This window comes from Bradyrhizobium sp. MOS003 (assembly GCF_003020125.1).
In the GTDB taxonomy this organism is placed as follows: Bacteria; Pseudomonadota; Alphaproteobacteria; order Rhizobiales; family Xanthobacteraceae; genus Bradyrhizobium.
The window spans coordinates 523734-549726 of sequence record NZ_PYFW01000002.1; the positions used below are offsets into that span (position 1 = coordinate 523734).

Sequence of the window (25993 nt, forward strand, 5' to 3'; positions counted from 1 at the left end):
GGCCTAATTTTAGCCCTTTGAAATGCGAGAGTTCGATGGGTCAGCGGTTCTGGCCCGGAACCCAGAGCACGTCACCGGCGCCTTGCCCGTTGGCCGCTCGGCTGGCCACGAACAGGAAGTCCGACAGGCGGTTCATATATTGGATGCCAGCCGCACCGACCTGTTCGCCGGGTCGGGCCGCCAGTTCCACGACCACCCGTTCCGCCCTGCGGCATATCGTACGCGCCACGTGGAGATGGGCCGCGGCCGGCGTGCCGCCCGGAAGCACGAAGGAGGTCAGCGGCGCGAGCTTGTCGTTGAGCGCATCGATGTCACGCTCGAGCCGTTCGACTTGGCTCGCCACCACCCGCAGCCGCTCGGCTTTGCCTTCGCGTTCCGGCACCGCGAGGTCGGCGCCGAGGTCGAACAGATCGTTCTGGATGCGGCCGAGCATCGCATCGAGATCCGGCATGTCTGCGGTATGGAGCCTGACCACGCCGATCGCGGCGTTGGTCTCGTCGACAGTGCCGTAGGCCTCGATGCGTAGATCGTATTTCGGACGCCGCTCGCCGGTTCCGAGCGCCGTCGTGCCGTCGTCACCGGTCTTGGTGTAGATGCGATTGAGCACGACCATGATTACCGCCCCATCGCCCAGACCGCGAGCATCGCGACGACGATCGCCACGAATTGAAGCAGCACGCGCCAGCGCATCAGCTTCTGCGAGGTGTTGGGCGAACCGCCGCGCATCATGTTGATGAGCCCGAGCAGCAGCACCAACGCCACGGCGCCGGCTGCCACCGGCAGGATGAAAGTACTCAGGAGAGATGCCATTGGGGGGTGATAACACCGTGGGCGCCGGTCCGCCAAGGTGCCGCGGCAGCCTTCGGCGTCGTTCCGGGGCGATGCGAAGCATCGAGCCCGGAATCCATCGGGCCCCCCATATTGTGGTGAAATGGATTCTCAGATGCGCAATTGCGCATCATAGCTCGCGCTGCGCGCGCCCCGGAATGACAGCAGGGCGCTTCGCGAACTGGCTTTTGGGGCAATAATATCAGATGGTAGCGCAATGATTTCCGATTTGCGCCCATTGCCTGTTCTCCTGCTCTCTCCCTACCTGCCGGGGAAGAGAGCAGCGGTGTAGGTGCCACGTGAAAGCGATCCGCACCATCTACGACGTCGCGATGGACGCGTTCTACACGTTCCTGGCCGACGACGGCTGGGCGATCGCGAGCCACATCGCGCTGTCGACGCTGATGGCGCTGTTCCCGTTCCTGATCGTGCTGACCTCGCTCGCTGGCTTCTTCGGCTCCAAGGAACTCGCCGACCAGGCCGCTAGCCTGATGCTCCAGGTCTGGCCCAAGCAGGTCGCCGATTCGATCTCGGGCGAGGTGCATGACGTTCTGACCACGACCCGCACCGGCGTGCTCACCGTCGGCGCGGCGCTTTCGGTCTATTTCGCCTCCAACGGCGTCGAGGCGCTCAGGGTCGCGCTCAACCGCGCCTATGCGGTGGTGGAGATGCGGCGCTGGTACTGGCTGCGGCTGGAATCGATCGGCTACACGCTGGTCGCGGCCTTCACCGCGCTCGCCATGGCGTTCCTGATCGTGCTCGGCCCTCTGTTGATCGAAGCTGCGCGCAGCCACATTCCGCTGTTCGTGGAGTCCAACGAGCGGATTTTGACCGGCATCCGCTATGGCATCACCATCGGCGCGCTGGTGGTGGCGCTGCTGATCCTGCACGCCTGGCTGCCGGCAGGACGGCGCAGCTTCGTCCAGATCCTGCCCGGCATCGTCTTCACCATCGTGGCGTCGCTGATATCAGGCATCGTGTTCGGACAATATCTGGCGCGCTTCGCCAACAACTACGTGACGATGTATGCGGGGCTCGCCTCGGTGATCATCGCGCTGGTGTTTTTGTACTTTATCGCCGCGATTTTCGTTTACGGCGGCGAGCTCAACGCCGCGATCATCAAGTCGCGGCTTCCTCACGGCGTGTCGCTTCAAGCAGCGCAGTCGCTAGCGCCCGCGGAGACACAGGCTTGAGCAGGAAGGCGTCGGCGCCGGCCTCGCGCGAGGCCGCTTCGTCCTCGCCGCGGCCGGACACCCCGATGATCGGGATCCGGGCCAGCGGCGCCTCCATGGTGCGGATGCGCCGAATGGCCTCGACGCCGTCGATGCCGGGCAGCACCATGTCCATCAGCACCGCGTCGAACGCGCCTTGCGCCAGTCGGCCGACGGCGTCCTCGCCGCGCCCGATGAACTCGGCATGATGGCCGAGCTCGGTCAGAATCGTATTGAGCACGACGCGGCCGAACGGATTGTCCTCGACGCTGAGAACGCGTAGCGCGGCGGCCGCATCTGCCTCCGTATCGCCCTTTGACCTGCGGGATTTGCCGGGGGCCGCCGCGTCAAGCGACACCGTCAACGTAAATGTGGCGCCGCCGCCGCGGCGCAGTGCGACGGTGATGTCGCCGCCCATCGCGCGCGCCAATTGCTTGACCGAGGACAGCCCTAAGCCGGCACCGCCGAAGCGCGAGGCGATGGTGACATTGGCCTGGGTGAACGGGCGGAACAGCCGCTTGATCTCGGCCATGGTCAGGCCGATGCCACTGTCGGACACCGCAAAGGCGACGCCGACCCTGCCCTTCGCCTTACCCTTGACGGGGCGCCAGGGTGCGACTTCGAGCGCCACGCCGCCCTGGTCGGTGAACTTCACAGCATTGTCGATCAGGTTCTCGAGCGCGGCGCGCAGGCGGACGGGATCGCCGACCACGAGGCCGGGGAGCTTGTCGGAAATCCCGACCTGGGCCTGGAGACCCTTGGCGGCGGCGCGGCCGGCGAGTGAATCGCCGGCGGTGCGGGCGAGTGTCCCGAGGTTGAACAGGTCCTGCCGCAGCGTACTTCCGGCCTTGCCAGCTCCCTTGCCGGCCCCCTTGCCGGTTCTGGCGGCGTCGACGAACAGGGTGGCGAGGTTCGCCAGATGCTCGGCGCCGGCCTTGATGGTGTCGGCCCAGCGCCGCTCCCGTTCGCCAAGATCGGAGGTCGCGAGCAGATCGCTGATCGCCAGGATGCCGGTCAGAGGGGTACGGACCTCATGGGCAAAGGCGGCGAGCGCCGCCTGGACCACGTCCGGCGCGACCGCCTTGGTGCTGCGCTTGCGCACCGGGGCGGCCGGCCCGGGCCGCTTCCGAGGCGGTCGCCTGGACGTCCGCGTGGTGCGCGCTGGGCTCTTCTTCGCCGCCATAAATCCCCTTCGAAGTGTCCCCTTCGAACCCCGGGCCATCAGCAAGCATGGCACGGCGGAACCCTCGGAGTCACGGCGGCGTTTAGCTAAACCCCAGAGAAATCTAACCTAATCCCACCAAGGCACGGATGCTCACGGGCGAGGCCCCGGCGGCGCGTAACTCCCGCAGACCGGTCGAGCGGCTCGATTTCGACAGCTTCCGCCCCTCGCCGTCGCAAATCAGCCGGTGATGCCGGTAGGCGGGTTCGGGCAGGCCGAGCAGGACCTGGAGCAGGCGGTGGACGGCGGTGGCGTGGAACAAATCCTGGCCCCGCACGATCTCGCTGACACCCTGGAGCGCGTCGTCGACGACAACAGACAGATGGTAGCTGGTCGGCGTCTCCTTGCGGGCCAGGATCACATCGCCCCAGGCCTCCGGTCGCGCCGGGACGATGCCGCCCTCGCCGCCGTGCTCTTCGCCGAGTTCCCTCCAAGTCAGGCCGGCGACGCGCTGACAGGCGGCCGCCATGTCGAGCCGCAGCGCGTAAGGTACGCCTGAAGCGATCAGACGCGCCCGCGCGTCGCCCGGCAGCGATTTGCACTCGCCGGGATAGAGCGGTGCGCCGTCGGGATCACGTGGCCATGGGCCATCGGCCTCGCGCGCGGAAACGAGCCTTGCGATCTCAGTGCGGCTTTCGAAGGCGGGATAGACGAGACTCAGCGCCGACAGCTTGTCCAGCGCGGTGCGATAGTCGGCGAGATGCTCGGACTGCCGCCGCACCGGCATCTCCCAGCTGGTCCCGAGCCAGGCCAGATCCTCGTAGATCGCCGCCTCGAATTCCGGCCGGCAGCGCGTCGTGTCGATGTCCTCGATCCGCAACAGCAGCCGGCCGCCGGTCTCGCGCGCGCGGTCGAAATTCAGCAGCGCCGAATAGGCGTGGCCGAGATGCAAATGGCCGTTGGGGCTGGGGGCAAATCGGAAAACGGGTGGCATCGGTTTCAGGGACCTCGTCATTGCCGGGCTTGACCCGGCAATCCATCATCCACGACTCTGTTACGATAGGAGATGGATGCGCGGGTCCCGCCTACGCCGAAGGCTTCGGCGGGCTTCGCGGTATTGGGCCGGCGGAGCCTTAGCAGAGACGGCAAGCCCGCGCATGAGAAGTTGAGTGACCATGACCATCCACCTCGAAACCCAGTCCGATCTCGAAGAGGCCGTTCACGCGTTGATCAAGCGCGACCCGCGCCTCAAACCCGTGTTCGAGATCGCGGGCATGCCGGCGCTGCGGCGGCGCGAGCCGGGTTTTGCGGGCCTTGCCCACATCGTCTGCGGCCAGCAGCTCTCGACCGCAAGCGCCGCGGCGATCTGGGGACGATTGTCGACCGCCTTCGATCCGTTCGACCACGACGCGGTGCGCCAGGCCCGCACCGACCGGCTGGGGCGACTCGGCCTGTCGGTCGCCAAGATCAAGACCCTGAAACATCTCGCGCGCGAGATCGGCGCGGAGCGGCTGAACCTCGACGTGCTCGCCGAAGAAGACGCCGATGCGGCGCATCACACGCTGATCGCGCTGCCCGGCATCGGCCCCTGGACCGCGGACGTCTATCTGCTGTTCTGCCTCGGCCATGGCGATGCCTGGCCCGCCGGCGACCTCGCCGTGCAGGAGGCAATCAAGATCGGCCTCGGCCTTCCGGCGCGGCCGACGGAAAAGCAGATGGCGCCGCTCGCCGAGCCCTGGCGTCCGCTGCGCGGTGCGGCGGCGCATTTGTGGTGGAGCTATTATCGCGCAGTGAAGAAGCGCGAAGGCGTGCTGCCGGCGTGACACGGCGCATTCCGCCCGAGCAGGGCCACATGCTCTCACTGCCCGGGTAAAGCGCTTTCGACCACCATCGAACCGGTATACCGTTTGACCTCACGGGAAACGCCGCAAAAGACGGCCAAGAGGTCGCGCATGCTCGACAAGACTAAGGATCTATCCGTCAGCGCCCAGGCCTGGCTCGACGCATTCGAGCGCGCGCTGGGCAGGCCCGATCCCGCCACGCTGGATCGCCTGTTCCTGGCCGACAGCTTCTGGCGCGACGTGCTGGCGCTGAGCTGGAACCTGCAAACGATCGCCGGCCGCGAAACGATTGCGCAAGCCCTGGCCGCGCTCGGGCCGAAGGCGGCACCGGCCAATTTCAGGATCGCGCTCAACCGCGCGCCGCCGCGTTGGGTGACGCGTGCCGGCGCCAACACCATCGAAACGATCTTCGATTTCGAAACCGCAATCGGGCGCGGCAGCGGCATATTGCGGCTCATTCCCGACAGCGCCGACGGCGACCGTCTGAAGGCATGGACGCTGCTCACCGCGCTCGACGAATTGAAAGGCTTCGAGGAACAGCTAGGCACGTCGCGGCCGCGCGGCCAAGCCTATTCGCGCGATTTCCGCGGACCGAACTGGCTCGATCTGCGCAACGTCTCGCGCGACTATGCCGATCGCGATCCGGCCGTGCTGGTGGTCGGCGGCGGCCAGGCCGGGCTCGCGATCGCGGCACGGCTGAAGCAGCTGCAGGTCGACGCGCTGATCGTCGATCGCGAATCGAGAATCGGCGACAATTGGCGCAAGCGTTATCATGCGCTGACCCTGCACAACCAGGTGCAGGTCAATCACCTCCCCTACATGCCGTTCCCGCCGAACTGGCCGACCTATATCCCCAAGGACAAGCTCGCCAATTGGTTCGAAGCCTATGTCGAGGCCATGGAGTTGAACTTCTGGACCGGCACCGAATTCGAGGGCGGCTCTTACGACGAGGCAAACGGACGTTGGACGGTCACCCTGCGACGCGCCGACGGCAGCCAGCGGACCCTGCATCCGCGTCACGTCGTCATGGCAACCGGCGTCAGCGGCATCGCCAATATTCCCGATATTCCGACCCTCGACAATTTCAAGGGAACGCTGCTGCATTCCAGCCGCTACGAGGACGGCGAGAGCTGGACCGGCAAGCGCGCGATCGTCATCGGCACCGGCAACAGCGGTCACGACATCGCTCAGGATCTTCATTCCAGCGGCGCCGATGTGACGCTGGTGCAACGCTCTCCGACGCTGGTCACAAATATCGAACCGTCGGCGCAGCTTGCTTATGCGACCTACAATGAAGGCACGCTCGAGGACAACGATTTGATCGCGGCCTCGATGCCGACGCCGCTGGCGAAGAAGACGCATGTGATGCTGACGGAGCAGTCGAAGCAGCTCGACAAGGAGTTGCTCGAAGGCCTTGCCCGCGTCGGCTTCAAGCTCGACTTCGGCGAGGCCGGCACCGGTTGGCAGTTCAAATACCTCACCCGCGGCGGCGGCTATTATTTCAACGTCGGCTGCTCCAATTTGATCGTCGAGGGCGCGATCAGGCTCAGGCAGTTCGACGAGATCGAGAGCTTCGTAACCGACGGTGCGCGGATGAAGGACGGCACCACCATTGCGGCCGATCTCGTCGTGCTCTCAACCGGCTACAAGCCGCAGGAATATCTCGTGCGAAAACTGTTTGGTGACGGCGTCGCCGACCGCGTCGGCCCGATCTGGGGCTTTGGCGACGGCGTTGAGCTTCGCAACATGTATGCGCGCACGCGGCAGCCCGGCCTCTGGTTCATCGCCGGCAGCCTCGCGCAATGCCGCATCAACTCGAAATACCTCGCGCTGCAGATCAAGGCGATCGAGGAAGGGATTTTGGGGCGAGCGGTGGGCGCCACTTGAGGCTCCATCATTGCGAGCACGACAGAGACAGTGAGAGGAAGGAACACAATGCCAGCCATTCTCGGCAGCGGCGAGCACCGCTACCGCGTCGTCGACAACTTCGCGAAACTGCCCGCAGGCTGGCAGCTCACAGACGTCGCCTCCGTCGCAGTCGACAGCAAGGACCGCGTCTACGTCTTCAATCGCGGCGCCCATCCGATGGTGGTGCTCGACCGCGACGGTAATTTCCTGCGCAGCTTCGGCGAAGGGCTGTTCTCGCGCGCGCACGGCCTGCATATCGACGCCGACGACAATCTCTACTGCACCGATGACGGCGACCACACCGTGCGCAAATGCACCACCGACGGCAAGGTGCTGCTGACGATCGGCATTCCCGAGAAGCCTGCGCCATTCATGAGCGGCGAGCCCTTCCATCGCTGCACCCATACCGCGCTGTCGCCGAAGGGCGAGATCTACGTCTCCGACGGCTATGGCAATGCGCGTGTGCACAAGTACACGCCGGACGGCAAGCTGCTCAAGAGCTGGGGCGAGCCCGGCACCGATCCGGGCCAGTTCAACATCGTGCACAACATTGCGACCGATGCCGACGGCTGGGTCTACGTCGCCGACCGCGAGAACCATCGCGTCCAGATATTCGACGGCAACGGCAAATACGAGACGCAGTGGAACAATCTGCATCGGCCCTGCGCGCTGTGCTGTTGCGGTGGGGCCAAGAGCCCGACTTTCGTCATCGGCGAGCTCGGCCCGGGCCTTGCCATCAACCGCAAGGTGCCCAATCTCGGCCCGCGGCTGTCGATCGTGGACGCCAAGGGCAATCGCATCGCCCGCCTCGGCGGCGAGGACGGGCCGGGCGTAGCGAGCGGAAAATTCCTGGCGCCCCACGGCATCGCGCTGGATTCGAAGGGCGATATCTATGTCGGCGAGGTCGGCGTCACCAACTGGGACACCAGCTTTCCCGACGAGGAGATGCCGGCCGCGGTGCGCGCGACGCGGTGCTTGCAAAAGCTGGAGCGGGTACGGGAGTAGCTGCCGCAGCGGGCCACGACCCGCCGGTCAGTGCAGTTCCGCGCCAGACGCTGACCTTCCCAAAATCGCGGCTTTTTGAGCACTTTCGCCACCCCGGCGCCGCATTGCTTGCGCTTGAATAAGTCGCTCAACGGGCTTCACAATCCCGTCACGCTGCATGTAGTATGTCAGGACATGCTGCTTCGCAGCGTATATTGGAGGCCGGGAGCGTTACTTGAACGCACATGTCTCGCAAGGCAGTTGGCCGGTGTTGGTGCTGAATGCGGACTTCCGGCCGCTGAGTTACTACCCGCTGTCTCTTTGGTCGTGGCAGGACGCGATCAAGGCGGTGTTCCTCGATCGCGTCAACATCGTCGCGCATTACGATCAGGCTGTTCACAGCCCCACGCTGCAAATGCAGCTGCCGAGCGTCGTCTCGCTCAAATCCTTCGTCAAGCCGACCACCCATCCGGCCTTCACCCGGTTCAACGTCTTCCTGCGCGACCGTTTCGCCTGCCAATATTGCGGCTCGCCCGAAGACCTGACCTTCGATCACATCATCCCGCGCAGCAAAGGCGGCCAGACCACCTGGGAGAACGTGGTCGCGGCGTGCTCGCCGTGTAATTTGCGCAAGGGCAATCTGACGCCCGCGCAGGCAAAGATGTTTCCGCGCCAGAGCGCGTTCGCGCCGACCGTGCACCAGCTCCACCGCAACGGCCGCCTGTTTCCGCCGAACTATCTGCACGATAGCTGGCTGGATTATCTGTACTGGGATACGGAGCTGGATCCGTAGGGTCTGGTCTCACATCCCGATCGCATTCCGCGCCACCACGTCCCGATAGAACGCCGCGCTCAGCTTCGGCACCCTTGCCTGGGTCTCGAAGTCGACCCGGTAGAGGCCGAAGCGTTTGCGGTAGCCGAAGATCCACTCGAAATTGTCCATCAGGCTCCAGAGGAAATAGCCGCGGATCGGTACGCCCTCGGCGGTCGCGCGCTGCATCCGGGACAGGTAATTGCGCAGGAACATGATGCGGTCGAGGTCGTAGACCTGGCCGTCGGCGGCGATCTTGTCCTCGGACGAGGTGCCGTTCTCGCTGATGTAGATATTCTCGATGTTCCAGATCTTTGCAGCAAGGCGCGGCGCCCAGTAGATCACTTCGGGACCGACGCGCAGCCATTTCGAATTCATGTGCGGAAACGAGGTGGGGAACGGCAGCACGTGGAAGCCGGGCGCGCGGTCGGAAGCCGTGACGTAATATTGCGGCGCGTAGATGTTGAGGCCGACGAAATCGTTCGGCGTGCCGATGATCTTCAATTCTTCCGCGGTGAATTTCGGCGCATCCGCGCCGGCATAGGCGAGGAAGCCGTCGGTATATCTGCCCTCCAGCACCACGCCGAGGAAGCCGGCGTTGAGCTCGCGCGTCGCGATCTCGGCGGCGCGGATGTTTTCAGCCGTCGCGATCGCCGGCACGCAGGCGGCGATGTTCTCGGCCGCGCCGACGCGGGTGCCGGCGCGGCCGGAGGCGCGGATCGCCTGCACGGCAAGCCCGTGCGCCAGCGCGACATGATGGCGCGCCTGGTTGAGTTGCGCGGCCGGCAGCTTGAGGCCGGGCGCATCGATGCCCCAGCCATAGCCGAAATTCACGAAACGCCCGACCTCGTTCACGGTGAAGATATTTTTCACGCGATCGGTCAGGCGCGCGGCGACGTACGCAGCGTAATCGGCAAAAGCCTTCGACGTGTCGCTCGACGACCAGCCGCCGACGCGGTCCTGGAGCGCCTGCGGCAGGTCCCAGTGATAGAGCGTCGCATAAGGTTCGATGCCGTTCGCGAGCAGCTCGTCGACCAGGCGATCGTAGAAGTCGAGGCCTTTGGGGTTGGGCTGGCCCGAACCTTCCGGAAACACGCGCGGCCACGCGATCGAGAAACGGTAGGCCTTGACGCCGATCGCCTTGATCAGCGCGACGTCTTCCCTGTAGCGATGATAATGCTCGTTGGCGCGGTCGCCGGTCGAGCCGTCCTCGATCTTGCCGGCGGTGTGGCTGAAGGTATCCCAGATCGACTTGCCGCGGCCGTCCTCGTTGACCGCACCCTCGATCTGGTAGGACGAGGTCGCCGTGCCCCACAGAAAATCCTTTGGAAACGGTGCCGGCAGGTGGCGTTCGGTCGATGCGGCCTCGTCATTCTCCGCGGCCCGGGCGCCTGCGGCAACGCCCAGCGCGGCAAGGCCCGTGAGCTTGGCAAAACGGCGCCGCGAGACTTCGGTTGGCATCGCTATCTCCGCGCCTGCTCCATGTCGATCTGATAGGCGGAAATCCGGTCGATCTCGAATGCGACGCTCCGTGGCGATTCCGCATCGACGGGACTGACGCCCGGAAAGAACTTCGATCCGATCGCAAGATTGACGATCATGTACATGGGATCGTCGAAGCCGATGGGCACCTTGATATCGGAGACCGGACTACGGTCGATGAAATAGACCAGCCGATCCTCCTGCCACAACACACCGTAATTGTGGAATGCGCTCGAGGCGTCGCCGACCGCAAAATCGAAACCGCAGGACTGGATCTTCTGGGTCGACGGGATTCGCCAATGTGTCGTCATCACGAGATCGCCCGGCCGCTCGCCGCGGCCCTCCAGCACGTCGACCTCCGGCGGCCAGCCGCCATCGTCCGCCAGCATCCAGAACGCCGGCCACACCGCATGGCCGACCGGCACCTTGGCACGAATTTCGAAATAGCCGTGCTTCTGGGCGAACCTGCCCTGGGTCGTCAGAATTCCGGAGATGTACTCGTTGTCGAACAGCAGCGGTTTCAATTCCGGCGGCGTGCGGCTGGCGACGATCGACAGCACGCCGTCCTTCACCCTGAACGGATCGAGCCCGAGCGGCGCTGCAGCGCGGCCGGCATAACGCGGATCGACGTAGATTTGCTGCTCGCCATTGGCGCTGGTCTTGCGCTTGAAGTCGGAGCCGTCGCCGCCCCAATAGCGCGCCTCCGGCCAGGCCGCTCCGCCCGCATAATGCGGAACCCAGCGCCCGTTCGACAGCGGGTGCTCGTCGAAATCCTCGCTGAACGTACGGCGCAGCGGCAGGAAAACGAGCGAGGCCGGATTGACCGTTTCAAGCCGGCGGCACGCGATGGTGGAGGGATCGGTCGTGACCTGCAGCGACATGTGCACCGGCGCGCCATCGAGCTCGTCCTGCGCGATGCCCGGCGCAGGCACGGCGCAAAGACCGATGGCGACCAGAGCGCCCCTCGTCCAACGCTCGATCATCATCGCACCTCGGAGAGACCAGGACATGCGCGGAAGTTAGCTCACCCGTCTTCGCGCCGGCAACGGCGGCATCCGACGCCAGCGGGCGATTTGAAAACCGCCTTTCTCGCTTCCGCTCCGCGACCGGGAGCGTGACGACCCTACCCGCGCTGCAAGGCAAGCATCACGCCACCGAGCGTGAGCGCCATCGCCGTCCACTCGCGATAGCCCAGCGGCTCGCCCAGAATGATGGCGGCAGAGACCACGCCGATCACGGGAACGATCAGCATGCCGGTCGAGGCGGTGGTCGGCGGCAGGCGGCGCAGCGTCTCGAACCAGGTCACGTAGCAGATGCCCATCGGCACTAGCGTCATGTAGACGAAGCAGCCGAGCCCCAGCGGGGTGATCGCGGTGACGTCGGGACGCTCGAACAACACGCCGAGGACCAGCATCGTGCCGCAACCGAGCCCGACCTGCCAGGCGACGACGACAAGCGGCGGCATCGGCAACGGCTTGCGGTTGAGCACGTTGCCGAGCGCGAACAGGATGGCGCAGAGCAGCGCGAGCGTGATCCCGACCAGCTTGTCGGCGCCGAACGCAAAGCCGTTGCCGCTGAGGAGCAGCGTGACGCCGGCAACGCCGAGGACGAGCCCAAAGACGTCCCGTATGGCTGGCCGCGTGTGCAGCACCGGCCAGGCGAACAGCATCGCCCAGATCGGCATGGTGTAGGCGAGCAGGGCGCCTTCGCTCACCGTCACATATTTCATCGCGACCGTGCCGAGCCCCATCCAGGCGAAGACATTGGTGAAGGTCGCAAACAGCAGCCGCGGAATGGCCTCGCGCGGCACGGCGAACGATTCTTTCCGGCTCAGCACCAGCGTGCCGAGAATGACCGAGGCGGACACGCCCGCAAGCCCGCGCGCGAACAGCGGCGGCCATTGCTGGAGCAGCAGCTTCATCAGCGGCCAGTTCAGCGCCCAGCCGATCGCCGTCACACAGAGGCAAAGAGAGCCGATCGTCCTGTCGCGTCGCGCCAAATCCATGGATAGCGATTAGCAGGCAAGCGCGGCCGGCTCCACCTCGGCCGGCGCATGCGGGCCATCACGGCCCCGGGGAACCCGAAGCGCGCAGGCCCGTTCAGAGTCAGCGCCATGCGCGCTGCACCGAACGCCTTCGTCGGCCGCAAGATGAAACAGGGGAAGACCCATGCCCACACCCGAGAGCGAACATGTCTACAAGATCCTAGACCTCGTCGGATCCTCCGAAAGCTCGATCGAGGACGCGATCAAGAACGCGATCACCCGCGCGTCCAAGACCATCCGCGAAATGAAATGGTTCGAGGTGGTGCAGACGCGCGGCCACATCGAGAACGGCACTGTCCGCCACTACCAGGTGACGCTACGCGTCGGCTTTACGCTGGAGGGATGAGGCGGCCTTCGTCGCGGCGATCCGGCCTCACCCCGGATTGTCGCCTGCGTTCCGGCGAGATAAGACTCAGATCAAGGCCGGCTGTCCGGCCGATCCACGAGTGCCGCCGTGACCAACGCCATCAAGCTCGTCCTCTTCGACATGGACAATGTCCTCTGCGCCTACGACAGGCCGACGCGTGTCGCCTATCTGGCGGAGCTTGCGGGAACGACGCGCGAAGCGGTCCAAGCGGCGATCTGGGACAGCGGATTCGAGCTGCTCGGCGATTCCGGCACGCTCGATGCCGCCGATTATCTGCGAGGCTTTGGCGAATGCATCGGCTATCCGCTGTCACTCGAAGAGTGGGTGGAGGCCCGGCGCCGTTCAATGCAGCCGGATCGCGCGATGCTGGACATCGCCGGCCGCTTGCGAAACACCGTCGATATCGCCGTCCTGACCAACAACACCGCGCTGGTCGCCGACCATATCGACACGCTGCTGCCGGAGTTGCGCCCGCTGTTCGGCACCCGGATCTACACCTCGGCGCAATTCAAGACGGCCAAGCCGGACCCGCACTGCTATCGCCGCTGCCTGTCGGAGCTCGACACGAGGCCAGAAGCCGTCCTGTTCGTCGACGATCTCGCAGCCAACGTGGCCGGCGCGCGCGAGGCGGGCCTGCTCGCGCATCGGCACACGTCCGTGGAGAGCTTCAGGCAGTCGCTGTCGGAGCACGGCCTGCTTCGCGAGTGAACCCGCTTTCGCCGCCTCAGGCGAGATGACACGCCACGAAATGCCCGCCCGCGCCTTCCCTCAGCACGGGCGCGACTTCCGCGCAGCGCGGCTGGGCGATCGGGCAGCGGGTGTGAAAGTGACAGCCTGACGGCGGCTTCATCGGGCTCGGCACGTCGCCCTTGAGGCGGATGCGCTCGCGCTTCAGCTTGGGATTGGGCACCGGCACCGCCGACAGCAGCGCCCTGGTGTAGGGATGCTGCGGGTTGCGGTAGAGGTCACTGGCCTTCGCCAGCTCGACGATGCGGCCGAGATACATCACCGCGACGCGGTCGGAGATGTGCTCGACCACCGAGAGGTCGTGCGCGACGAAGAGATAGGTGAGGTTCAGCTCGGCCTGGAGGTCTTCCAGCAGGTTGATGACCTGGGCCTGGATCGACACGTCGAGCGCCGAGACCGGCTCGTCGCAGACGATCAGCTTCGGCTCGACCGCGAGTGCCCGCGCGATCACGATGCGCTGGCGCTGACCGCCGGAGAATTCATGCGGATAGCGCCGCATGTGCTCGGCCTTGAGGCCGACCTTGACGAGAAGGCTGGCGACGCGCTCTTCGCGCTCCTTGGCCGAGGAGCCGAGCTTGTGGATGATCAGCGCCTCGCCGAGGATCGCACCGACCGTCATGCGCGGATTGAGCGAGGCGAACGGGTCCTGGAACACCAACTGCATGTTCCGCCGCATCGCGCGCAGATCGTTGCCGTCGAGCTGGCGCACGTCCTGGCCGTCGAAAGTGACCTCGCCGTCGGTCGGCTCGATCAGGCGCAGCACGCAGCGTCCCGTCGTCGACTTGCCGCAGCCGGATTCGCCGACGAGACCGAGCGTCTCGCCGCGATTGACCGAGAACGACACGCCGTCGACCGCATAGACGGTGCCGACCTGGCGCGACAGCAGGCCGCCGAGCACGGGGAAGTGCTTCTTCAGGTTGGAGACTTGCAGCAAGGGCTCGCTCATGCCGCGCCTCCCAGATTTGTATCGCCGAGATGACAGGCCATGCGATGGCCGGGTACGATCTCGCGCAGCAGCGGCTCCTTCTCGGTGCAGACGTTCATGGCGAACTTGCAGCGCGGCGCAAAGCGGCAGCCGACCGGCGGGTTGATCAGGATCGGCACCGAGCCGCCGATCGCCTCGAGCCGCGTCTTGTGCTCGCTGTCGAGGTCGATGCGCGGAATCGAACGGATCAACCCTTGCGTATAGGGATGGCCCGGGTTGCTGAACAGATCGTCGACCGGCGCTTCCTCGACCACTTTGCCGGCATACATCACGACGACGCGTTGCGCGGTTTCGGCGACGACGCCCATGGCATGGGTGATCAGCATCACCGCCATGCCGAAGCGCTCCTTCATGTCCTGGAGCAGATCGAGGATCTGCGCCTGGATGGTGACGTCGAGCGCGGTGGTGGGCTCGTCTGCGATGATCAGCTTGGGCTTGCAGGCAAGCGCCATCGCGATCATCACGCGCTGGCGCATGCCGCCGGAGAACTGGTGCGGATAATTGTGCACGCGGCCTTCGGCGTTGGGGATCTGCACCAGCTTCAGCATCTCGACGGTACGATCGAGCGCCTGCTTCCGGGTAACGTTCTCATGCCGGCGCAGGCTCTCGGCGATCTGCTCGCCGATGGTGAGCACCGGGTTGAGCGAGGTCATCGGCTCCTGGAAGATGAAGCCGATCTCTTTGGCCCTGATCTCGTCGAGCTGGTTGCTCGTCAGCGGCACGAGATCGCGACCCTCGAACATGATCTGGCCCCCCGCTATGCGGCCCGGCGGCATCGCGATCAGCTTGAGGATCGACATCGCGGTGACGGTCTTGCCGCAGCCGGATTCTCCGACGACGCAGAGCGTCTCGCCCCGGTTGATGGAAATGTCGACGCCGTCGACGGCCTGGAGGATGCCGTCGTCGGTGGAGAAGTGGGTTTTCAGTCCCTTGATCTCGAGCAGCGGCGCCATCAGATCACCCGTCGCGCATCGAGCGCGTCACGCAGGCCGTCGCCGATGAAGTTGATGGCAACCACCGCGATGAAGATCGCGCCGCCCGGAAACAGCGCCCAATGCGGGCCGATGTCGAGAAAGTCCTTGGCGTCATACAGCAGCCGGCCCCAGGTCGGCGTATCCGGCGGGAAGCCGAGGCCGAGGAAGGACAGTGTCGATTCCGCAATGATCGCGGCGGCAACGTCGATGGTGCCGGCGATGATCACCGGGCCGAGCGCATTCGGCAGGATATGCCGCACCACCTGCCGCACCGGGCTGGCGCCGAGCGCCCGCGCGGCCTCGACGAATTCCTTCTCGCGGATCGACAGGAACTGCGCGCGCACGAGCCGAGCCACCGGCATCCAGCGCAAGCCCCCGATCACGAGCACGATCAGGATGAAGATGCCGCCTTCGGGGCCGAACGCGGCCTTCAGGCCGTCGCGGAAGAGATAGATCAACAGCAGCAGCAACGGCAATTGCGGCAGCGACAGGAACAGGTCGGTGAGCCACATCAGCCCGTGACCGAGTGCACCGCGCGACATGCCGGCGAGCGCGCCGATCAGCGTGCCGACGAATACCGACACCAGCATGGCAGCGAGGCCGACCGCGAGCGAGATGCGCCCGCCATAGATCATGCGTGCGAGAATGTCCTGACCGAGATCGTCGGTGCCGAAGGGATGGGCGAGCGACGGACCCTGGAGCCCGGCCACGATGTCGATCTCGTCGATCTTGACGCGCCAGATGAAGGGCCCGACCAGGACGGCGAGAATGAGAACGAGGAGCAGGAAGGCGCTGACCACGGCGAGCTTGTGGCGGCTGTAGCGCCGCCACGTCTCGCGCCAGGGCGAGTAGACGCGCCGCTCAGCGGAAGGAGATGCGAGGGTCAAGCCAGCCATAAAGGATGTCCGCGATGAGATTGAACAGCACGACCAGGCACGCGAACACGAAGGTGACGGCCATCACCACCGGCGTGTCGTTGGACAGGATCGAGGAGATCAGCAGCGAGCCGATGCCGGGGATGCGAAAGATCTGCTCGGTGACGATGGCGCCGCCGAACACCGCGGGGATCTGCAACGCGATCAGCGTCACGACCGGGATCATGGCGTTGCGCATCACATGCTTGACGATGACCTTGGCTTGGCCGAGGCCTTTGGCGCGCGCCGTGGTGATGTAGTCGAGCCGGATCACATCCAGCATTGCCGAGCGCACGAAACGCGTCATCGACGCCGCCTGGAACAGGCCGAGCACCGCCACGGGCATGATCGCCTGCCGGATCATCTCGAACACCCAGTGAATTCCGGTTGCCTTGACGTCTGTGGTGTAGACGAACGGCAGCCAGTCCAGCGTCACCGAGAAGATCAGGATGAACAGGATGCCCGTGAAGAAGGTCGGCAGCGAGAAGCCGACGAAGGCGAGCGTGTTGGCGACCTGGTCGAACAGCGAATACGGCTTCGTCGCGGCATAGACGCCGACGGGAATCGCGATCAGAAGCGCCAGGATCTGCGCCGAGCCGATCACATAGAGCGTGGTCGGCAGGCGCTGCAGGATCAGCTTGTCGACGTCCATCCGGCTGACGAAGGAGAAGCCCCAGTCGCCGTGCAGCATGGCGTTGAGCCAATGCACGTAGCGGAGGTAGATCGGATCGTCGAGGCCGAACTTGGCCCGAAGTGCGGCCTGCACTTCGGGCGGGACGTTCGGATTCGTCGCCAGCTCCGAGAACGGATCGCCGGGCGCGAGCGCCAGCACGAAGAACAGCACGGCCGAGATCCCGAGCAGGCTCGGAATCGCGATCAGCAGGCGACGCAGAACGTATTGACTCATGAGGGGAAGCCCCGGTCTAGCGCTGGGGGATCATTCCTCGCGGTACCAGTCGAACAGATTGTCGGTCTCGTTGGCCCAACCCGAAATCACCGGACGCAGATTGTTCGCGGCCGCCTCGACCTTGAGACGATGCATCACGGGGATGAACACCGTGTCTTCCCACATCAGGTCGTTGGCCTTGATGTAGAGCGCGGCGCGCTTGACCGGATCCATCTCCGTATCGGCAGCGTTGATCGCAGCGTCATAGTCCTTGTTCACCCAGCGCGGGAAGTTGGTGCCCTGCCACTTGTTCTCCTTGGTCGCAACCGCGGTGGAGAGATAGCGGCGCATGTGCTGCGACGGGTCCGGCTGGCTCAGCGGGATCTGGAACATCTCGATGTCGGCGTAGAACTTCGGATAGGTATCGGGATTGGCGACGTCCGACGAGAAGAACACCGATGCCACTACCGATTTCAGCTCGACGTCGATACCGGCCTTCTGACAGGCCTGCTTGACGATGGCCTGGGTTTTCTGGCGCGGCCCGTTGATCGCGGTCTGATAGAGGATCTTGAGCTTCTTGCCGTCCTTCTCGCGGATGCCGTCGGCGCCGGGCTTCCAGCCGGCGTCGTCGAGCATCTTCGCAGCCTTCTCGATGTTGAATTCCCAGTTCGTGTTCTTGGATACGAACTTCTCGGGGCCGTTGAGGAAGTTGGCGGTGGTGCGGCCGGCACGACCGTAGATCGCCTTCTTGACGGAGTCGCGGTCGACCAGCATCGACAGCGCCTTGCGCACGGCCGGATCCGAGAACAGCGGATGCTTGGTCTTCATCGACGAGCGCTCGCCGTCGACCTCGACGTTCGGGTCGGTGAAATTGAGCGCGATGAACTCGGTGTCGCCGCCGACCGCGTAGACGGTCTTGCCCTTGCCGCCCTTCTCCAGGCGCAGCAGCACGTCGTCCTCAACCTGGATGTTCCAGCCGAAGTCGTACTCGCCGGTCTGGATCACCGCACGCGCGGCCGAGACGGCGTCGCCGCCGCCCTTCATCTCGACCGAATCGAAATACGGACGGTTCTGCATGTGGTAGTCGGGATTGATCACGCCGCGGATGAGATCGCCCGGCTTGAACTCAACGAACTTGTACGGGCCGGTGCCCACCGGCGACAGATTGGTCGGGGCCTCGCGGGATTTCGAGCCGATGTAGTCGGCAAACAGATGCTTCGGCAGGATCTGGCCGGCGCCGGCACCGACGAAAGCATCCGCCCAGAACGGCGTCGGCTTGGGGAAGGTGATCTTGACGGTGAGATCGTCGATCTTTTCGACCGTGATGTCGCGATAGACACCGATGGTAATGGCCGCGGTCGCGGGATCCTTGGCATACTGCCAGGTGAACACGAGATCGTCGGCCGAGAACGGCTTGCCGTCGTGCCACTTCACGCCGGGCTTCAGCTTCCAGGTCACCGACTTGCCGTCGGCCGCGAGCAGGCCGTTCTGGATGGACGGAATCTCCGTCGCCAGCACCAGCTTCATGTTGCCGTCGGGATCCCAACAGGCGAGCGGTTCGTAGAACAGGCGCGAGCCGTCCTGATCCTTGGTGCCGGTGGCGAAATGCGGGTTGAGCAGGGTCGGGCCCTGCCACCACAAGAGCTTCAGCGCACCGCCGCCGCCACGCTTGGTCGGCTTGTAGGTCGAGGCGCCCTCGGCCATGGCAACGCCGCCCAGCGCGAGGATCTGATTGGCGAGGGGAGCGGTGAGACCGACAGCGGCCATGCGCTTGATGAAGGCGCGGCGATCCATTCGCCCGTCCTTCACTTGGCCGATCATCGAACGCAGTTCTTTATCCAGCATGGTTATCCCCCGTCTGGTTCCCATAGTGATGAGGACGGCCGAGAAAGCTGGCCGCCCAATTTGCTGGCAGTAGATGGCACACCGAATGGGGGGCCCGTCAACTGGGACCGTGTGTATGCAAACGGTCTTCTGGCTGTCTGTTGGGCAAAACTGCGCTCCGCAGCCCATCCATTTGGCAATCCAGCATCAAAACATGCTGGATTGCACGCTGCACTGCGAAAAATTTGTTCGCAACATCAGACGAAGTGTCGAGGCGTAATTCTACGCGACGGACATGTTGAGAGGCGGATCAATGTGATCGGGCAGCGGACAGACATACGGCGTCTTGGCCGTCCGCTTTTTCAGGTCGGCCTTGGCCGCCTTGATCAGTTCCGGATCTGTCAGCGCCTTGATGCCCAGACCGGCCATCGCCTTGGCGGCCTGCACCATGGCCTTGTGGGCATGCGGGCTCTTGCCCTGCGCCACCACCTGCCAGGTGTGGAACGGCGTGCCGATCGCAACCGTGGGTGCGTGAACCTGTACGGTCGGCACCACCCAGCTGACGTCGCCGACGTCGGTCGAGCCGACCAGCGGATTGCGCTTGGCATCGAGCGGCACCAGGAAGTCGGCCAGCGGCCGATCGGTCTGTTCCATGCCGATCGCGTAATAGACCGACGCGATGTCCTTGTCGCTCAACGTCGCGCGGATCTGGCTGGCAAAGCCCTTGTCCGCATCGTCGAAATGCGGCGGTCCGAGCTCTTCCATGACCCGGTGCAGCGCCTGCTCCAGCGGTGCGTTCGGCAGGATGTTGGAGACCGCGGAGATGATCTTCATCTCGACCTTGGTCTCGGTCATCAGCGCCGCGCCCTCGGCGATCTTGCTCACGCGTCCGACCAGCTCGTTCATGCCGGGAAGATCCCGCGCGCGGATCGAGTAGCGCACCCGCGCATGGGCCTGCACCACGTTGGGCGCGATGCCGCCTGTGTCGAGCACCGCGTAATGCACCCGCGCGTCGCTCGGCATGTGCTCGCGCATGTAGTTCACGCCGACATTCATCAATTCCACCGCGTCGAGCGCGGAACGGCCGAGATGCGGCGAGGCCGCGGCATGCGAGGTGCGGCCGGTGAAGATGAAGTCCGCACGCGTGTTGGCGAGCGACGGCGTCACCGCGACCTCCCAGAAGCTGTGCGGATGCCAGGTGATGGCGATGTCGGCGTCCTCGAACGCACCGGAGCGCACCATGAAGGCCTTGGCCGCGCCGCCTTCTTCGGCCGGGCAGCCATAATAGCGCACGCGACCGGGCACCTTGTTCTCGGCAAGCCAGTCCTTCACCGCGGTCGCAGCGAGCAGCGCGGCGGAACCCAGCAGATTGTGACCGCAGCCATGGCCGTGCCCGCCGGTCTCGACCGGACGATGCTCGGCGACACCCGCTTCCTGGCTGAGGCCGGGCAGCGCGTCATATTCTCCCATGAAGGCGATGACCGGACCGCCCTCGCCCCACTCGCCCATCACCGCGGTCGGAATGCCGGCCACCTTCTCGGTGATGCGGAAGCCTTGGTGGCGCAACTCGGCGAGATGCTCGGCGGCGGACCGGGCCTCGGTGTAGCACACTTCGGGCATGCCCCAGACCTTGTCGCTGAGGTCGATGAAACGTCCCTTGATCGTGTCGATGCCACGCCAGATGTCGCTGCGGTTGTCCATTGCTTCGGTCCGTGATCTCTTGGTCAAACGAAGCGACAATGGTTAGCAGTTTCATCGTACTGCGCCTAGCACCTCGCCGAACACCAGCCATGCGGCCGCATGCTGGATCGAGGGTCGCGGGGTGCCCCTGAGCCTTTCGAAGATTTCACGCGAGGGTCTACGAATAGTTGGCAACGAGGCTTTCAAGACGCCCTTCCTCAGCCTAAATTAACCGTGCTTCGCGCGTCGCTCTGCAGCAATCTCGGAGCGATGCACTAAAGCCAGGAGAACTCCATGCCCGCTTTGACCGAATGGAGAGTGCCGCCGGCCAACCAGCCGCGTGCGAGCGAATACGGTTTCGATCTCGACCGCGCGCTCGCATCCGTCGTCGGCCTGCACGCCATCATCCCACCGGACGCCTTCAGCGCCGAGACGCTGGGCACCGAACGCGCCGGCAACGGCGTCGTGATCGACCGCGGACTGGTGCTGACCATCGGCTATCTCATCACCGAGGCGGAATCGGTGTGGCTGCACCTCGGCGACGGGCGGGTGGTCGAAGGCCATGCGCTCGGCTTCGATTCCGAAACGGGCTTCGGCCTTGTGCAGGCTCTCGGCGACCTCGACGTCGAACCGTTGCCGATCGGCAGTTCGGCGGAAACCGGGATCGGCGACCGCGTCGTGGTCGGCGGCGCCGGCGGCCGTACGCGCTCGGTCGCCAGCCAGATCGCGGCCAAGCAGGAGTTCGCCGGCTATTGGGAATATCTGCTGGATGAGGCCATCTTCACCTATCCCGCGCATCCGAACTGGGGCGGCACGGCGCTGCTCAACGAGCGCGGCGAGCTGATCGGCATCGGCTCGCTTCAGCTGGAGCGGGAACGCGACGGCAAGGCCGAGCACGTCAACATGGTCGTACCGATCGACATCTTGAAGCCGGTCCTGGACGATCTCCGCAAGTTCGGTCGCGTCAACAAGCCGGCGCGACCCTGGCTCGGGCTCTACTCGACCGAGATCGACAACCGCGTGGTCGTGATCGGGATCTCCCCGAACGGCCCTGCCGCGCGCGCCGAACTCAAGACCGACGACATCATCCTCGCCGTGAACGGCGACAAGGTCACGAGCCAGACCGCGTTCTACAAGAAGATGTGGGCGCTCGGCGCCGCCGGCGTCGACGTACCGCTGACCGTGTACCACCAGGGCGTCACCTTCGATGTCACGGTGGCCTCGACCGATCGCTTCAAGCTGTTGAAGGCGCCGAAGCTGCATTGATCCCACGCTGAAGGAAGCCGCGATGAGCGAGGCCGTGATCGACGACATCGTGGCCGTGCTGCCGCCGCTGCTCAATGCGCTGGAAGCGCTCGGCTTCTTCCAACGCCGTCTGCATCCGCCGGCGTTCGCTTCCGTGATGAACGAAATCGGCGCACCGGATGAGGCGCTGCAAACGGCCCACGCGGCTATTGGAGCGTGGCCGGAGCAGTTCACGGGCCTCCGCGAGCGACTGGATCGCGCCTGCGGCGAGACGCTTGCCGCCTTTGACGGGATTCGCGAGGTCGAGCGCGGCAATGGCGATCTCGTCGCCGTCTTCCGCGCGCTACGCCATGTGCCGCGCGCGCAGGAGGCGCTTTATCCGCTGTCGCTGCAATTTCCTCCCGTCAGCAGCTTCTTTCTCAATACCGCCAATCGCGACAATGCGGATCTGCTGTCGCGGCTCGAAGCCGGCGCGAGCGAAGATACCGGCATCTTCCATGATCACAACGAACCCGGCAGCCGCGGCGGCTTCTCGGTCTACGTGCCTGAGTATTACACGCCCGAGCGCGCCATGCCGCTGGTGGTGGCACTGCATGGCGGCAGTGGCAACGGACGAAGCTTTCTGTGGAGCTGGCTGCGCGACGCCCGCAGCCTTGGCGCGATCCTGGTGGCGCCGACCGCGACCGGTTCGACCTGGGCGCTGATGGGCGACGATGCCGATACGCCCAATCTCATGCGCATCCTCGAGACCGTGCGCCGCCGCTGGAGCATCGACAGCTCGCGCATGCTGCTGACCGGCATGAGCGACGGCGGCACCTTCAGCTATGTCGGCGGTCTCGACGGCGCCTCGCCCTTCACCCATCTGGCGCCGGTCTCGGCAACCTTCCATCCGTTGATGGCGGAGATGGCGGACGCGACGCGCCTGCAAGGTCTGCCGATCTTCATCACCCACGGCAAGCTCGACTGGATGTTTCCGGTGCAGACCGCGCGCCAGACCCAGGCGGCGCTCGCAGCCGCCGGCGCCGACGTCACCTACCGCGAGATCGACGACCTCAGCCACACCTATCCGCGCGAGATCAACGCGGAGCTGGTGCAGTGGCTGAAGGCGGGATGAACAAGCCCACCTCATCCGTGCCACAGTGCCGCGGAACCTTCACTTCGGGCCGACGTTATTGGCCGTCATCGGAGGTTAGCCATGCGGACTTTTTTCGGAATGATCTTGGGCGCGCTGCTCCTTGCCGGAGGGGTCTATGTCTATGACTCCATGCAGACGTCGTCCGTCGCCAACGGCGAGGTCGCGGGCGTCAATCGCACGATCGTGAACTGGGACGTCGCGAAGGCCGATTGGGATGCCCTGCGCGATCGCGCGCACAGGGACTGGGTGCGAATCTCGCAGAAGTAACGCCTCACTGTCGAACATGAACGAGGCGCCGTCGCGGATCCGCGGCGGCGCCTTCGTGTTGGCTGCGATCGACGCTGCGCGTATCAGTTCATCTTGTCAGTTCATCTTGGCCTTGCGGGCATCGGCGATGACCTGCTCGAACTCGGCCATGCTGAGCACGCCCGGAACGCGATACTTGCCGACAATGAAGGCCGGGGTGCCGCGGAAGCCGAAGGCTTCGGCCTGCTCGTTGTTGCGCTTGAGCAGGGCGTCGATGTCGCTGCCGCGGCCGGCGAGATCGCGCTTCAGGCGGTCCATGTCGACGCCGGCGGCCGCGAGCAGCTCGCTGATGCGCGGCTCGGTCAGGCGCGAGCTGACGCCCATCATGGCGTCATGGGCCTGATGGTACTTGTCCTGGAATTTCGCCGCGAGCGCGGTCCGCGCCGCCGTAACCGAGACCGGCCCGAGGATCGGCCAATCCTTCATCACCAGCCGCACCTTGCCGTCGTCCTGGACGACCTGGCGCAGTTCGGGCTCGAGCTTGCGGCAATAGGGGCAGTTGTAGTCGGACCATTCGACGATGGTGACGTTTCCGTTGGGATTACCGGCGACGGGCGTGTCAGGATCGCGCAGCACCTTTGCTTCGGTCAGCACCTCGTTCTCGTCGGTCGCCGCGCGCACCGAGGCGCCGCCGGTCAGTGAGAAGGCGCCTGCCCCGATCAGCGTCAGCGCCGCGCGCCGCGTCGGCCCAAGGCCCTTAGTCCCAAATCCAGCCATATCTCGTCCCGTTTCGGTCCCATCTCCCCGAATACGGTTCGGGACCGGGAGTTGTTACGCGTCATATAGAGTGTCGCGGCAGCGATGTCATCGCACCAGCAGCGTGACCGCCAGGGGGACCAGGAACGAGGTCACCAAGGCGTTCAGGCTCATGGCGATGCCGGAGAAGACGCCGGCAATCTCGTCGACCTGGAACGCACGCGCGGTGCCGATGCCATGCGCGGCCAAGCCAGCCGCAAATCCACGTGCGCGGTAATCGGTGACGCCGGTGCGGTTCATCAGCGGCGTCACGATGATGGCGCCCATGATGCCCGTGAGGATCACCGCAACCGCCGCCAGGGAGGGATCGGCGTGCAGGGATTCGGCGATGCCCATGGCGACGCCGGCGGTGACCGATTTCGGCGCCAGCGACAGCACCACGTCGCGCGGCAGGCCGGCGAGTTCGGCCAGCAGCACCACCGACACCACCGCCGTGATCGATCCGGCGAGCAACGCCACCAGCATCGGCACGATGGATGACACGACGCGCCGGCGGTTCTCATAGAGCGGTACCGCGAGCGCGACGGTGGCAGGACCCAGCAGGAAGTGCACGAACTGCGCGCCGGCGAAATAGCTCGTATAGGACGTGCCGGTCGCGAGCAGGAACGCGCCGATGATCCACATCGCGTGCAGCACGGGATTGGCGAGCGGATGGCGCCGCGTCGCCAGCGACACCGCATCCGTGGTCGCATAGACCAGCAGCGTCACGGTCAGCCACAGCAGCGGCGACTGCGAGAGATAGACCCAGAGCGAAAACGGATCGTCCTTCATCGCGCGTCCTGCTGCTTCAACAGGCGGCTGACGAGGCGAAAGGTCAGCACCGTCGCCAGCAGCGTGACGACCACGGAGAGCGCCAGCACCAGGACGATGGCGATGCCGTGAGAGGCGAGCAGGTCGAGCTTCTGCACGACGCCGACGCCGGCCGGCACGAACAACAGCGACAGATGCGCCAGCAGGCCCTTGCTGGCGGTTTCCACGCCGTCGTTGCGCAGCGGCCCATGCGCAAGCACGGCGAAGCGATCGCGCGCGAGCAGCAGGATCAGGAGCAACAGCAGGCCGAGCACCGGCCCCGGCAAGGGTAGACCGATGCCGCGCACGACGGCTTCGCCGATCAATTGGCACAGCAGGATGAGGCCGAGACTCGCAAGCATGACCGGCACATCAAGGGATGCGTCGGCAGGCTTGTCAATCGGCGCTAGGCACGGGACGTGCGCGGCTCGTGCGAAGCAGCAATGCGGGGCAGCATCGAACGCGATTGCGCCTTTCGGATATTGATACGGTAGCGTATCAGCCGTGAGCCGCGTTAGCAATACGGCACCGTATCAAGCATCGGAGAGGCCTCTTTCATGAGTGACGGCAAGGGCGATGTCTGGGTCGAGGCGGGCTTTACCGAGCTCGCCCGCGCCGGGGTCGAGGGTGTCCGGGTCGAGGTGCTCGCCAAGAACCTCGGCGTCACCAAGGGCGGCTTCTACCGTCGCTTCGCCGACCGCGCCGCGCTGCTCGATGCCATGCTGCAACATTGGCGCGAGGGGCGGGCCGCGTCGATCGCGCAGCAAACGCGCCTCGACGGTCAAGACCCGCGCGAACGGCTGAAGGCGGTGATCCAGCTCTATTCCGAGCGGCTCAATCCGGAAGCGATGGCGATCGAGCTCGCGATCCGGCAATGGGCCCGCTCGGACGAGAACGCTGCGGCCGCGGTGGCGGCTGTCGACGAAGTGCGGCTCAAGCACGTCGCCGAGCTCTATCGGGCCACGGGCCTTGCAGCCGAGGAGGCCGAGGCGCAGGCCTTCCTGTTCTATTGCTTCATCTTCGGCCAGAGCCTGTTGTTCGTCGAGCGCGGTCCGCGCAAGCGATCGCAGCTGGTGGCGAAATCGGCCGAGAAATTGCTCGATTAGGCGAAATG

General features: G+C 65.1%; 27 protein-coding genes. 11 read left to right on the plus strand and 16 right to left on the minus strand.

Going from position 1 to position 25993, the window contains the following annotated elements; genetic code table 11:
* Positions 1 to 40: 40 nt before the first annotated feature.
* Positions 41 to 613 carry a cob(I)yrinic acid a,c-diamide adenosyltransferase gene (locus C7G42_RS12950; protein WP_106949341.1) on the minus strand — a complete coding sequence of 191 codons (573 nt, stop codon included), beginning with the start codon at positions 611 to 613 and terminating at the stop codon, positions 41 to 43.
* A gap of 2 nt (positions 614 to 615) precedes the next feature.
* A complete protein-coding gene (locus tag C7G42_RS12955; RefSeq protein ID WP_106949342.1) occupies positions 616 to 810 on the minus strand; it encodes a twin transmembrane helix small protein in 195 nt (64 codons plus the stop codon).
* 317 nt (positions 811 to 1127) lie between these two features.
* Between C7G42_RS12955 and C7G42_RS12960 the strand changes: the two genes are divergently transcribed.
* Entirely contained in the window at positions 1128 to 2021 is an 894-nt protein-coding gene (locus tag C7G42_RS12960) for a YihY/virulence factor BrkB family protein (RefSeq protein ID WP_106949343.1), read from the plus strand.
* Here C7G42_RS12960 and C7G42_RS12965 read toward each other — a convergent pair.
* Together C7G42_RS12965 and gluQRS are read right to left on the minus strand one after the other, a co-directional pair.
* On the minus strand, positions 1948 to 3222 hold the full coding sequence (locus C7G42_RS12965) for an ATP-binding protein (RefSeq protein ID WP_106949344.1): 1275 nt from the start codon (positions 3220 to 3222) through the stop codon (positions 1948 to 1950). The genes C7G42_RS12960 and C7G42_RS12965 overlap by 74 nt on opposite strands.
* Before the next feature lie 103 nt (positions 3223 to 3325).
* Positions 3326 to 4195, minus strand: coding sequence for a tRNA glutamyl-Q(34) synthetase GluQRS (gluQRS, locus tag C7G42_RS12970; protein ID WP_106949345.1), 870 nt, complete (start codon positions 4193 to 4195; stop codon positions 3326 to 3328).
* 181 nt (positions 4196 to 4376) lie between these two features.
* On the opposite strand from gluQRS, the gene C7G42_RS12975 reads away from it, so the two are divergent.
* The 4 genes from C7G42_RS12975 (at position 4377) to C7G42_RS12990 (ending at position 8727) form a co-directional block, all read left to right on the plus strand.
* On the plus strand, positions 4377 to 5024 hold the full coding sequence (locus C7G42_RS12975) for a DNA-3-methyladenine glycosylase family protein (RefSeq protein WP_106949346.1): 648 nt from the start codon (positions 4377 to 4379) through the stop codon (positions 5022 to 5024).
* A 129-nt stretch (positions 5025 to 5153) separates the two neighbouring features.
* Positions 5154 to 6929: a flavin-containing monooxygenase gene (locus C7G42_RS12980; RefSeq protein WP_106949347.1), complete on the plus strand. Its 1776-nt coding sequence runs from the start codon at positions 5154 to 5156 to the stop codon at positions 6927 to 6929.
* Between the two features lie 48 nt (positions 6930 to 6977).
* Positions 6978 to 7955, plus strand: coding sequence for a peptidyl-alpha-hydroxyglycine alpha-amidating lyase family protein (locus tag C7G42_RS12985; protein WP_106949348.1), 978 nt, complete (start codon positions 6978 to 6980; stop codon positions 7953 to 7955).
* Positions 7956 to 8169: 214 nt separating this feature from the next.
* A complete protein-coding gene (locus C7G42_RS12990) occupies positions 8170 to 8727 on the plus strand; it encodes an HNH endonuclease (protein ID WP_008142962.1) in 558 nt (185 codons plus the stop codon).
* Positions 8728 to 8736: 9 nt separating this feature from the next.
* On the opposite strand, the gene C7G42_RS12995 is transcribed toward C7G42_RS12990, so the two are convergent.
* From C7G42_RS12995 to C7G42_RS13005, 3 genes are all read right to left on the minus strand, one after another.
* Positions 8737 to 10206, minus strand: coding sequence for a GH1 family beta-glucosidase (locus C7G42_RS12995; protein ID WP_106949349.1), 1470 nt, complete (start codon positions 10204 to 10206; stop codon positions 8737 to 8739).
* A 2-nt stretch (positions 10207 to 10208) separates the two neighbouring features.
* Entirely contained in the window at positions 10209 to 11210 is a 1002-nt protein-coding gene (locus tag C7G42_RS13000; protein WP_106949715.1) for a glycoside hydrolase family 16 protein, read from the minus strand.
* Positions 11211 to 11350: 140 nt separating this feature from the next.
* On the minus strand, positions 11351 to 12232 hold the full coding sequence (locus C7G42_RS13005; RefSeq protein ID WP_106949350.1) for a DMT family transporter: 882 nt from the start codon (positions 12230 to 12232) through the stop codon (positions 11351 to 11353).
* A gap of 163 nt (positions 12233 to 12395) precedes the next feature.
* On the opposite strand from C7G42_RS13005, the gene C7G42_RS13010 reads away from it, so the two are divergent.
* Together C7G42_RS13010 and C7G42_RS13015 are read left to right on the plus strand one after the other, a co-directional pair.
* Positions 12396 to 12617 (plus strand): dodecin, encoded by a 222-nt coding sequence (locus tag C7G42_RS13010; protein WP_106949351.1) that lies wholly within the window; start codon positions 12396 to 12398, stop codon positions 12615 to 12617.
* A gap of 81 nt (positions 12618 to 12698) precedes the next feature.
* Positions 12699 to 13346 carry an HAD family hydrolase gene (locus C7G42_RS13015; RefSeq protein WP_106949352.1) on the plus strand — a complete coding sequence of 216 codons (648 nt, stop codon included), beginning with the start codon at positions 12699 to 12701 and terminating at the stop codon, positions 13344 to 13346.
* A gap of 16 nt (positions 13347 to 13362) precedes the next feature.
* Here C7G42_RS13015 and C7G42_RS13020 read toward each other — a convergent pair whose 3' ends face one another.
* The 6 genes from C7G42_RS13020 to C7G42_RS13045 all read right to left on the minus strand — a co-directional run bounded on the left by C7G42_RS13020 (position 13363) and on the right by C7G42_RS13045 (position 20669).
* A complete protein-coding gene (locus tag C7G42_RS13020) occupies positions 13363 to 14331 on the minus strand; it encodes an ABC transporter ATP-binding protein (RefSeq protein WP_106949353.1) in 969 nt (322 codons plus the stop codon).
* Entirely contained in the window at positions 14328 to 15323 is a 996-nt protein-coding gene (locus C7G42_RS13025; RefSeq protein ID WP_106949354.1) for an ABC transporter ATP-binding protein, read from the minus strand. The genes C7G42_RS13020 and C7G42_RS13025 overlap by 4 nt, the downstream gene beginning before the upstream one ends.
* The gene (locus C7G42_RS13030; protein ID WP_106949355.1) at positions 15323 to 16240 is read right to left on the minus strand and encodes an ABC transporter permease; all 918 of its coding nucleotides are present in this window, start codon (positions 16238 to 16240) and stop codon (positions 15323 to 15325) included. The genes C7G42_RS13025 and C7G42_RS13030 overlap by 1 nt, the downstream gene beginning before the upstream one ends.
* On the minus strand, positions 16206 to 17165 hold the full coding sequence (locus tag C7G42_RS13035) for an ABC transporter permease (protein ID WP_106949356.1): 960 nt from the start codon (positions 17163 to 17165) through the stop codon (positions 16206 to 16208). Before C7G42_RS13035 ends, C7G42_RS13030 begins: the two co-directional genes overlap by 35 nt.
* Positions 17166 to 17195: 30 nt before the next feature.
* Positions 17196 to 18989, minus strand: coding sequence for a peptide ABC transporter substrate-binding protein (locus C7G42_RS13040; protein WP_106949357.1), 1794 nt, complete (start codon positions 18987 to 18989; stop codon positions 17196 to 17198).
* Between the two features lie 261 nt (positions 18990 to 19250).
* Entirely contained in the window at positions 19251 to 20669 is a 1419-nt protein-coding gene (locus C7G42_RS13045) for a M20 family metallopeptidase (RefSeq protein WP_106949358.1), read from the minus strand.
* Positions 20670 to 20942: 273 nt separating this feature from the next.
* Between C7G42_RS13045 and C7G42_RS13050 the strand changes: the two genes are divergently transcribed.
* The 3 genes from C7G42_RS13050 to C7G42_RS13060 all read left to right on the plus strand — a co-directional run bounded on the left by C7G42_RS13050 (position 20943) and on the right by C7G42_RS13060 (position 23295).
* Positions 20943 to 21914 (plus strand): S1C family serine protease, encoded by a 972-nt coding sequence (locus tag C7G42_RS13050; protein ID WP_106949359.1) that lies wholly within the window; start codon positions 20943 to 20945, stop codon positions 21912 to 21914.
* Positions 21915 to 21936: 22 nt separating this feature from the next.
* Complete coding sequence (locus C7G42_RS13055; RefSeq protein ID WP_106949360.1) at positions 21937 to 23007, plus strand: alpha/beta hydrolase; 1071 nt, start codon at positions 21937 to 21939, stop codon at positions 23005 to 23007.
* Between the two features lie 81 nt (positions 23008 to 23088).
* The gene (locus C7G42_RS13060; protein WP_106949361.1) at positions 23089 to 23295 is read left to right on the plus strand and encodes a hypothetical protein; all 207 of its coding nucleotides are present in this window, start codon (positions 23089 to 23091) and stop codon (positions 23293 to 23295) included.
* A gap of 96 nt (positions 23296 to 23391) precedes the next feature.
* Here C7G42_RS13060 and C7G42_RS13065 read toward each other — a convergent pair whose 3' ends face one another.
* From C7G42_RS13065 to C7G42_RS13075, 3 genes are all read right to left on the minus strand, one after another.
* Entirely contained in the window at positions 23392 to 24051 is a 660-nt protein-coding gene (locus tag C7G42_RS13065) for a DsbA family protein (RefSeq protein WP_106949362.1), read from the minus strand.
* Between the two features lie 87 nt (positions 24052 to 24138).
* The gene (locus C7G42_RS13070; RefSeq protein WP_106949363.1) at positions 24139 to 24861 is read right to left on the minus strand and encodes an LrgB family protein; all 723 of its coding nucleotides are present in this window, start codon (positions 24859 to 24861) and stop codon (positions 24139 to 24141) included.
* Entirely contained in the window at positions 24858 to 25241 is a 384-nt protein-coding gene (locus C7G42_RS13075) for a CidA/LrgA family protein (protein ID WP_106949364.1), read from the minus strand. The genes C7G42_RS13070 and C7G42_RS13075 overlap by 4 nt, the downstream gene beginning before the upstream one ends.
* A 195-nt stretch (positions 25242 to 25436) precedes the next feature.
* Between C7G42_RS13075 and C7G42_RS13080 the strand changes: the two genes are divergently transcribed.
* Positions 25437 to 25985, plus strand: coding sequence for a TetR/AcrR family transcriptional regulator (locus tag C7G42_RS13080; RefSeq protein WP_106949365.1), 549 nt, complete (start codon positions 25437 to 25439; stop codon positions 25983 to 25985).
* Positions 25986 to 25993: the final 8 nt, after the last annotated feature.

Coding starts and splice junctions, on each gene's coding strand:
- C7G42_RS12950 (WP_106949341.1), bottom strand. CDS start 613: ATGGTCGTGCTCAATCGCATCTACACCAAGACCGGTGACGACGGCACG.
- C7G42_RS12955 (WP_106949342.1), bottom strand. CDS start 810: ATGGCATCTCTCCTGAGTACTTTCATCCTGCCGGTGGCAGCCGGCGCC.
- C7G42_RS12965 (WP_106949344.1), bottom strand. CDS start 3,222: ATGGCGGCGAAGAAGAGCCCAGCGCGCACCACGCGGACGTCCAGGCGA.
- gluQRS (WP_106949345.1), bottom strand. CDS start 4,195: ATGCCACCCGTTTTCCGATTTGCCCCCAGCCCCAACGGCCATTTGCAT.
- C7G42_RS12975 (WP_106949346.1), top strand. CDS start 4,377: ATGACCATCCACCTCGAAACCCAGTCCGATCTCGAAGAGGCCGTTCAC.
- C7G42_RS12980 (WP_106949347.1), top strand. CDS start 5,154: ATGCTCGACAAGACTAAGGATCTATCCGTCAGCGCCCAGGCCTGGCTC.
- C7G42_RS12985 (WP_106949348.1), top strand. CDS start 6,978: ATGCCAGCCATTCTCGGCAGCGGCGAGCACCGCTACCGCGTCGTCGAC.
- C7G42_RS12995 (WP_106949349.1), bottom strand. CDS start 10,206: ATGCCAACCGAAGTCTCGCGGCGCCGTTTTGCCAAGCTCACGGGCCTT.
- C7G42_RS13000 (WP_106949715.1), bottom strand. CDS start 11,210: ATGATCGAGCGTTGGACGAGGGGCGCTCTGGTCGCCATCGGTCTTTGC.
- C7G42_RS13005 (WP_106949350.1), bottom strand. CDS start 12,232: ATGGATTTGGCGCGACGCGACAGGACGATCGGCTCTCTTTGCCTCTGT.
- C7G42_RS13010 (WP_106949351.1), top strand. CDS start 12,396: ATGCCCACACCCGAGAGCGAACATGTCTACAAGATCCTAGACCTCGTC.
- C7G42_RS13020 (WP_106949353.1), bottom strand. CDS start 14,331: ATGAGCGAGCCCTTGCTGCAAGTCTCCAACCTGAAGAAGCACTTCCCC.
- C7G42_RS13025 (WP_106949354.1), bottom strand. CDS start 15,323: ATGGCGCCGCTGCTCGAGATCAAGGGACTGAAAACCCACTTCTCCACC.
- C7G42_RS13030 (WP_106949355.1), bottom strand. CDS start 16,240: ATGGCTGGCTTGACCCTCGCATCTCCTTCCGCTGAGCGGCGCGTCTAC.
- C7G42_RS13035 (WP_106949356.1), bottom strand. CDS start 17,165: ATGAGTCAATACGTTCTGCGTCGCCTGCTGATCGCGATTCCGAGCCTG.
- C7G42_RS13040 (WP_106949357.1), bottom strand. CDS start 18,989: ATGCTGGATAAAGAACTGCGTTCGATGATCGGCCAAGTGAAGGACGGG.
- C7G42_RS13045 (WP_106949358.1), bottom strand. CDS start 20,669: ATGGACAACCGCAGCGACATCTGGCGTGGCATCGACACGATCAAGGGA.
- C7G42_RS13050 (WP_106949359.1), top strand. CDS start 20,943: ATGCCCGCTTTGACCGAATGGAGAGTGCCGCCGGCCAACCAGCCGCGT.
- C7G42_RS13055 (WP_106949360.1), top strand. CDS start 21,937: ATGAGCGAGGCCGTGATCGACGACATCGTGGCCGTGCTGCCGCCGCTG.
- C7G42_RS13060 (WP_106949361.1), top strand. CDS start 23,089: ATGCGGACTTTTTTCGGAATGATCTTGGGCGCGCTGCTCCTTGCCGGA.
- C7G42_RS13065 (WP_106949362.1), bottom strand. CDS start 24,051: ATGGCTGGATTTGGGACTAAGGGCCTTGGGCCGACGCGGCGCGCGGCG.
- C7G42_RS13070 (WP_106949363.1), bottom strand. CDS start 24,861: ATGAAGGACGATCCGTTTTCGCTCTGGGTCTATCTCTCGCAGTCGCCG.
- C7G42_RS13075 (WP_106949364.1), bottom strand. CDS start 25,241: ATGCTTGCGAGTCTCGGCCTCATCCTGCTGTGCCAATTGATCGGCGAA.
- C7G42_RS13080 (WP_106949365.1), top strand. CDS start 25,437: ATGAGTGACGGCAAGGGCGATGTCTGGGTCGAGGCGGGCTTTACCGAG.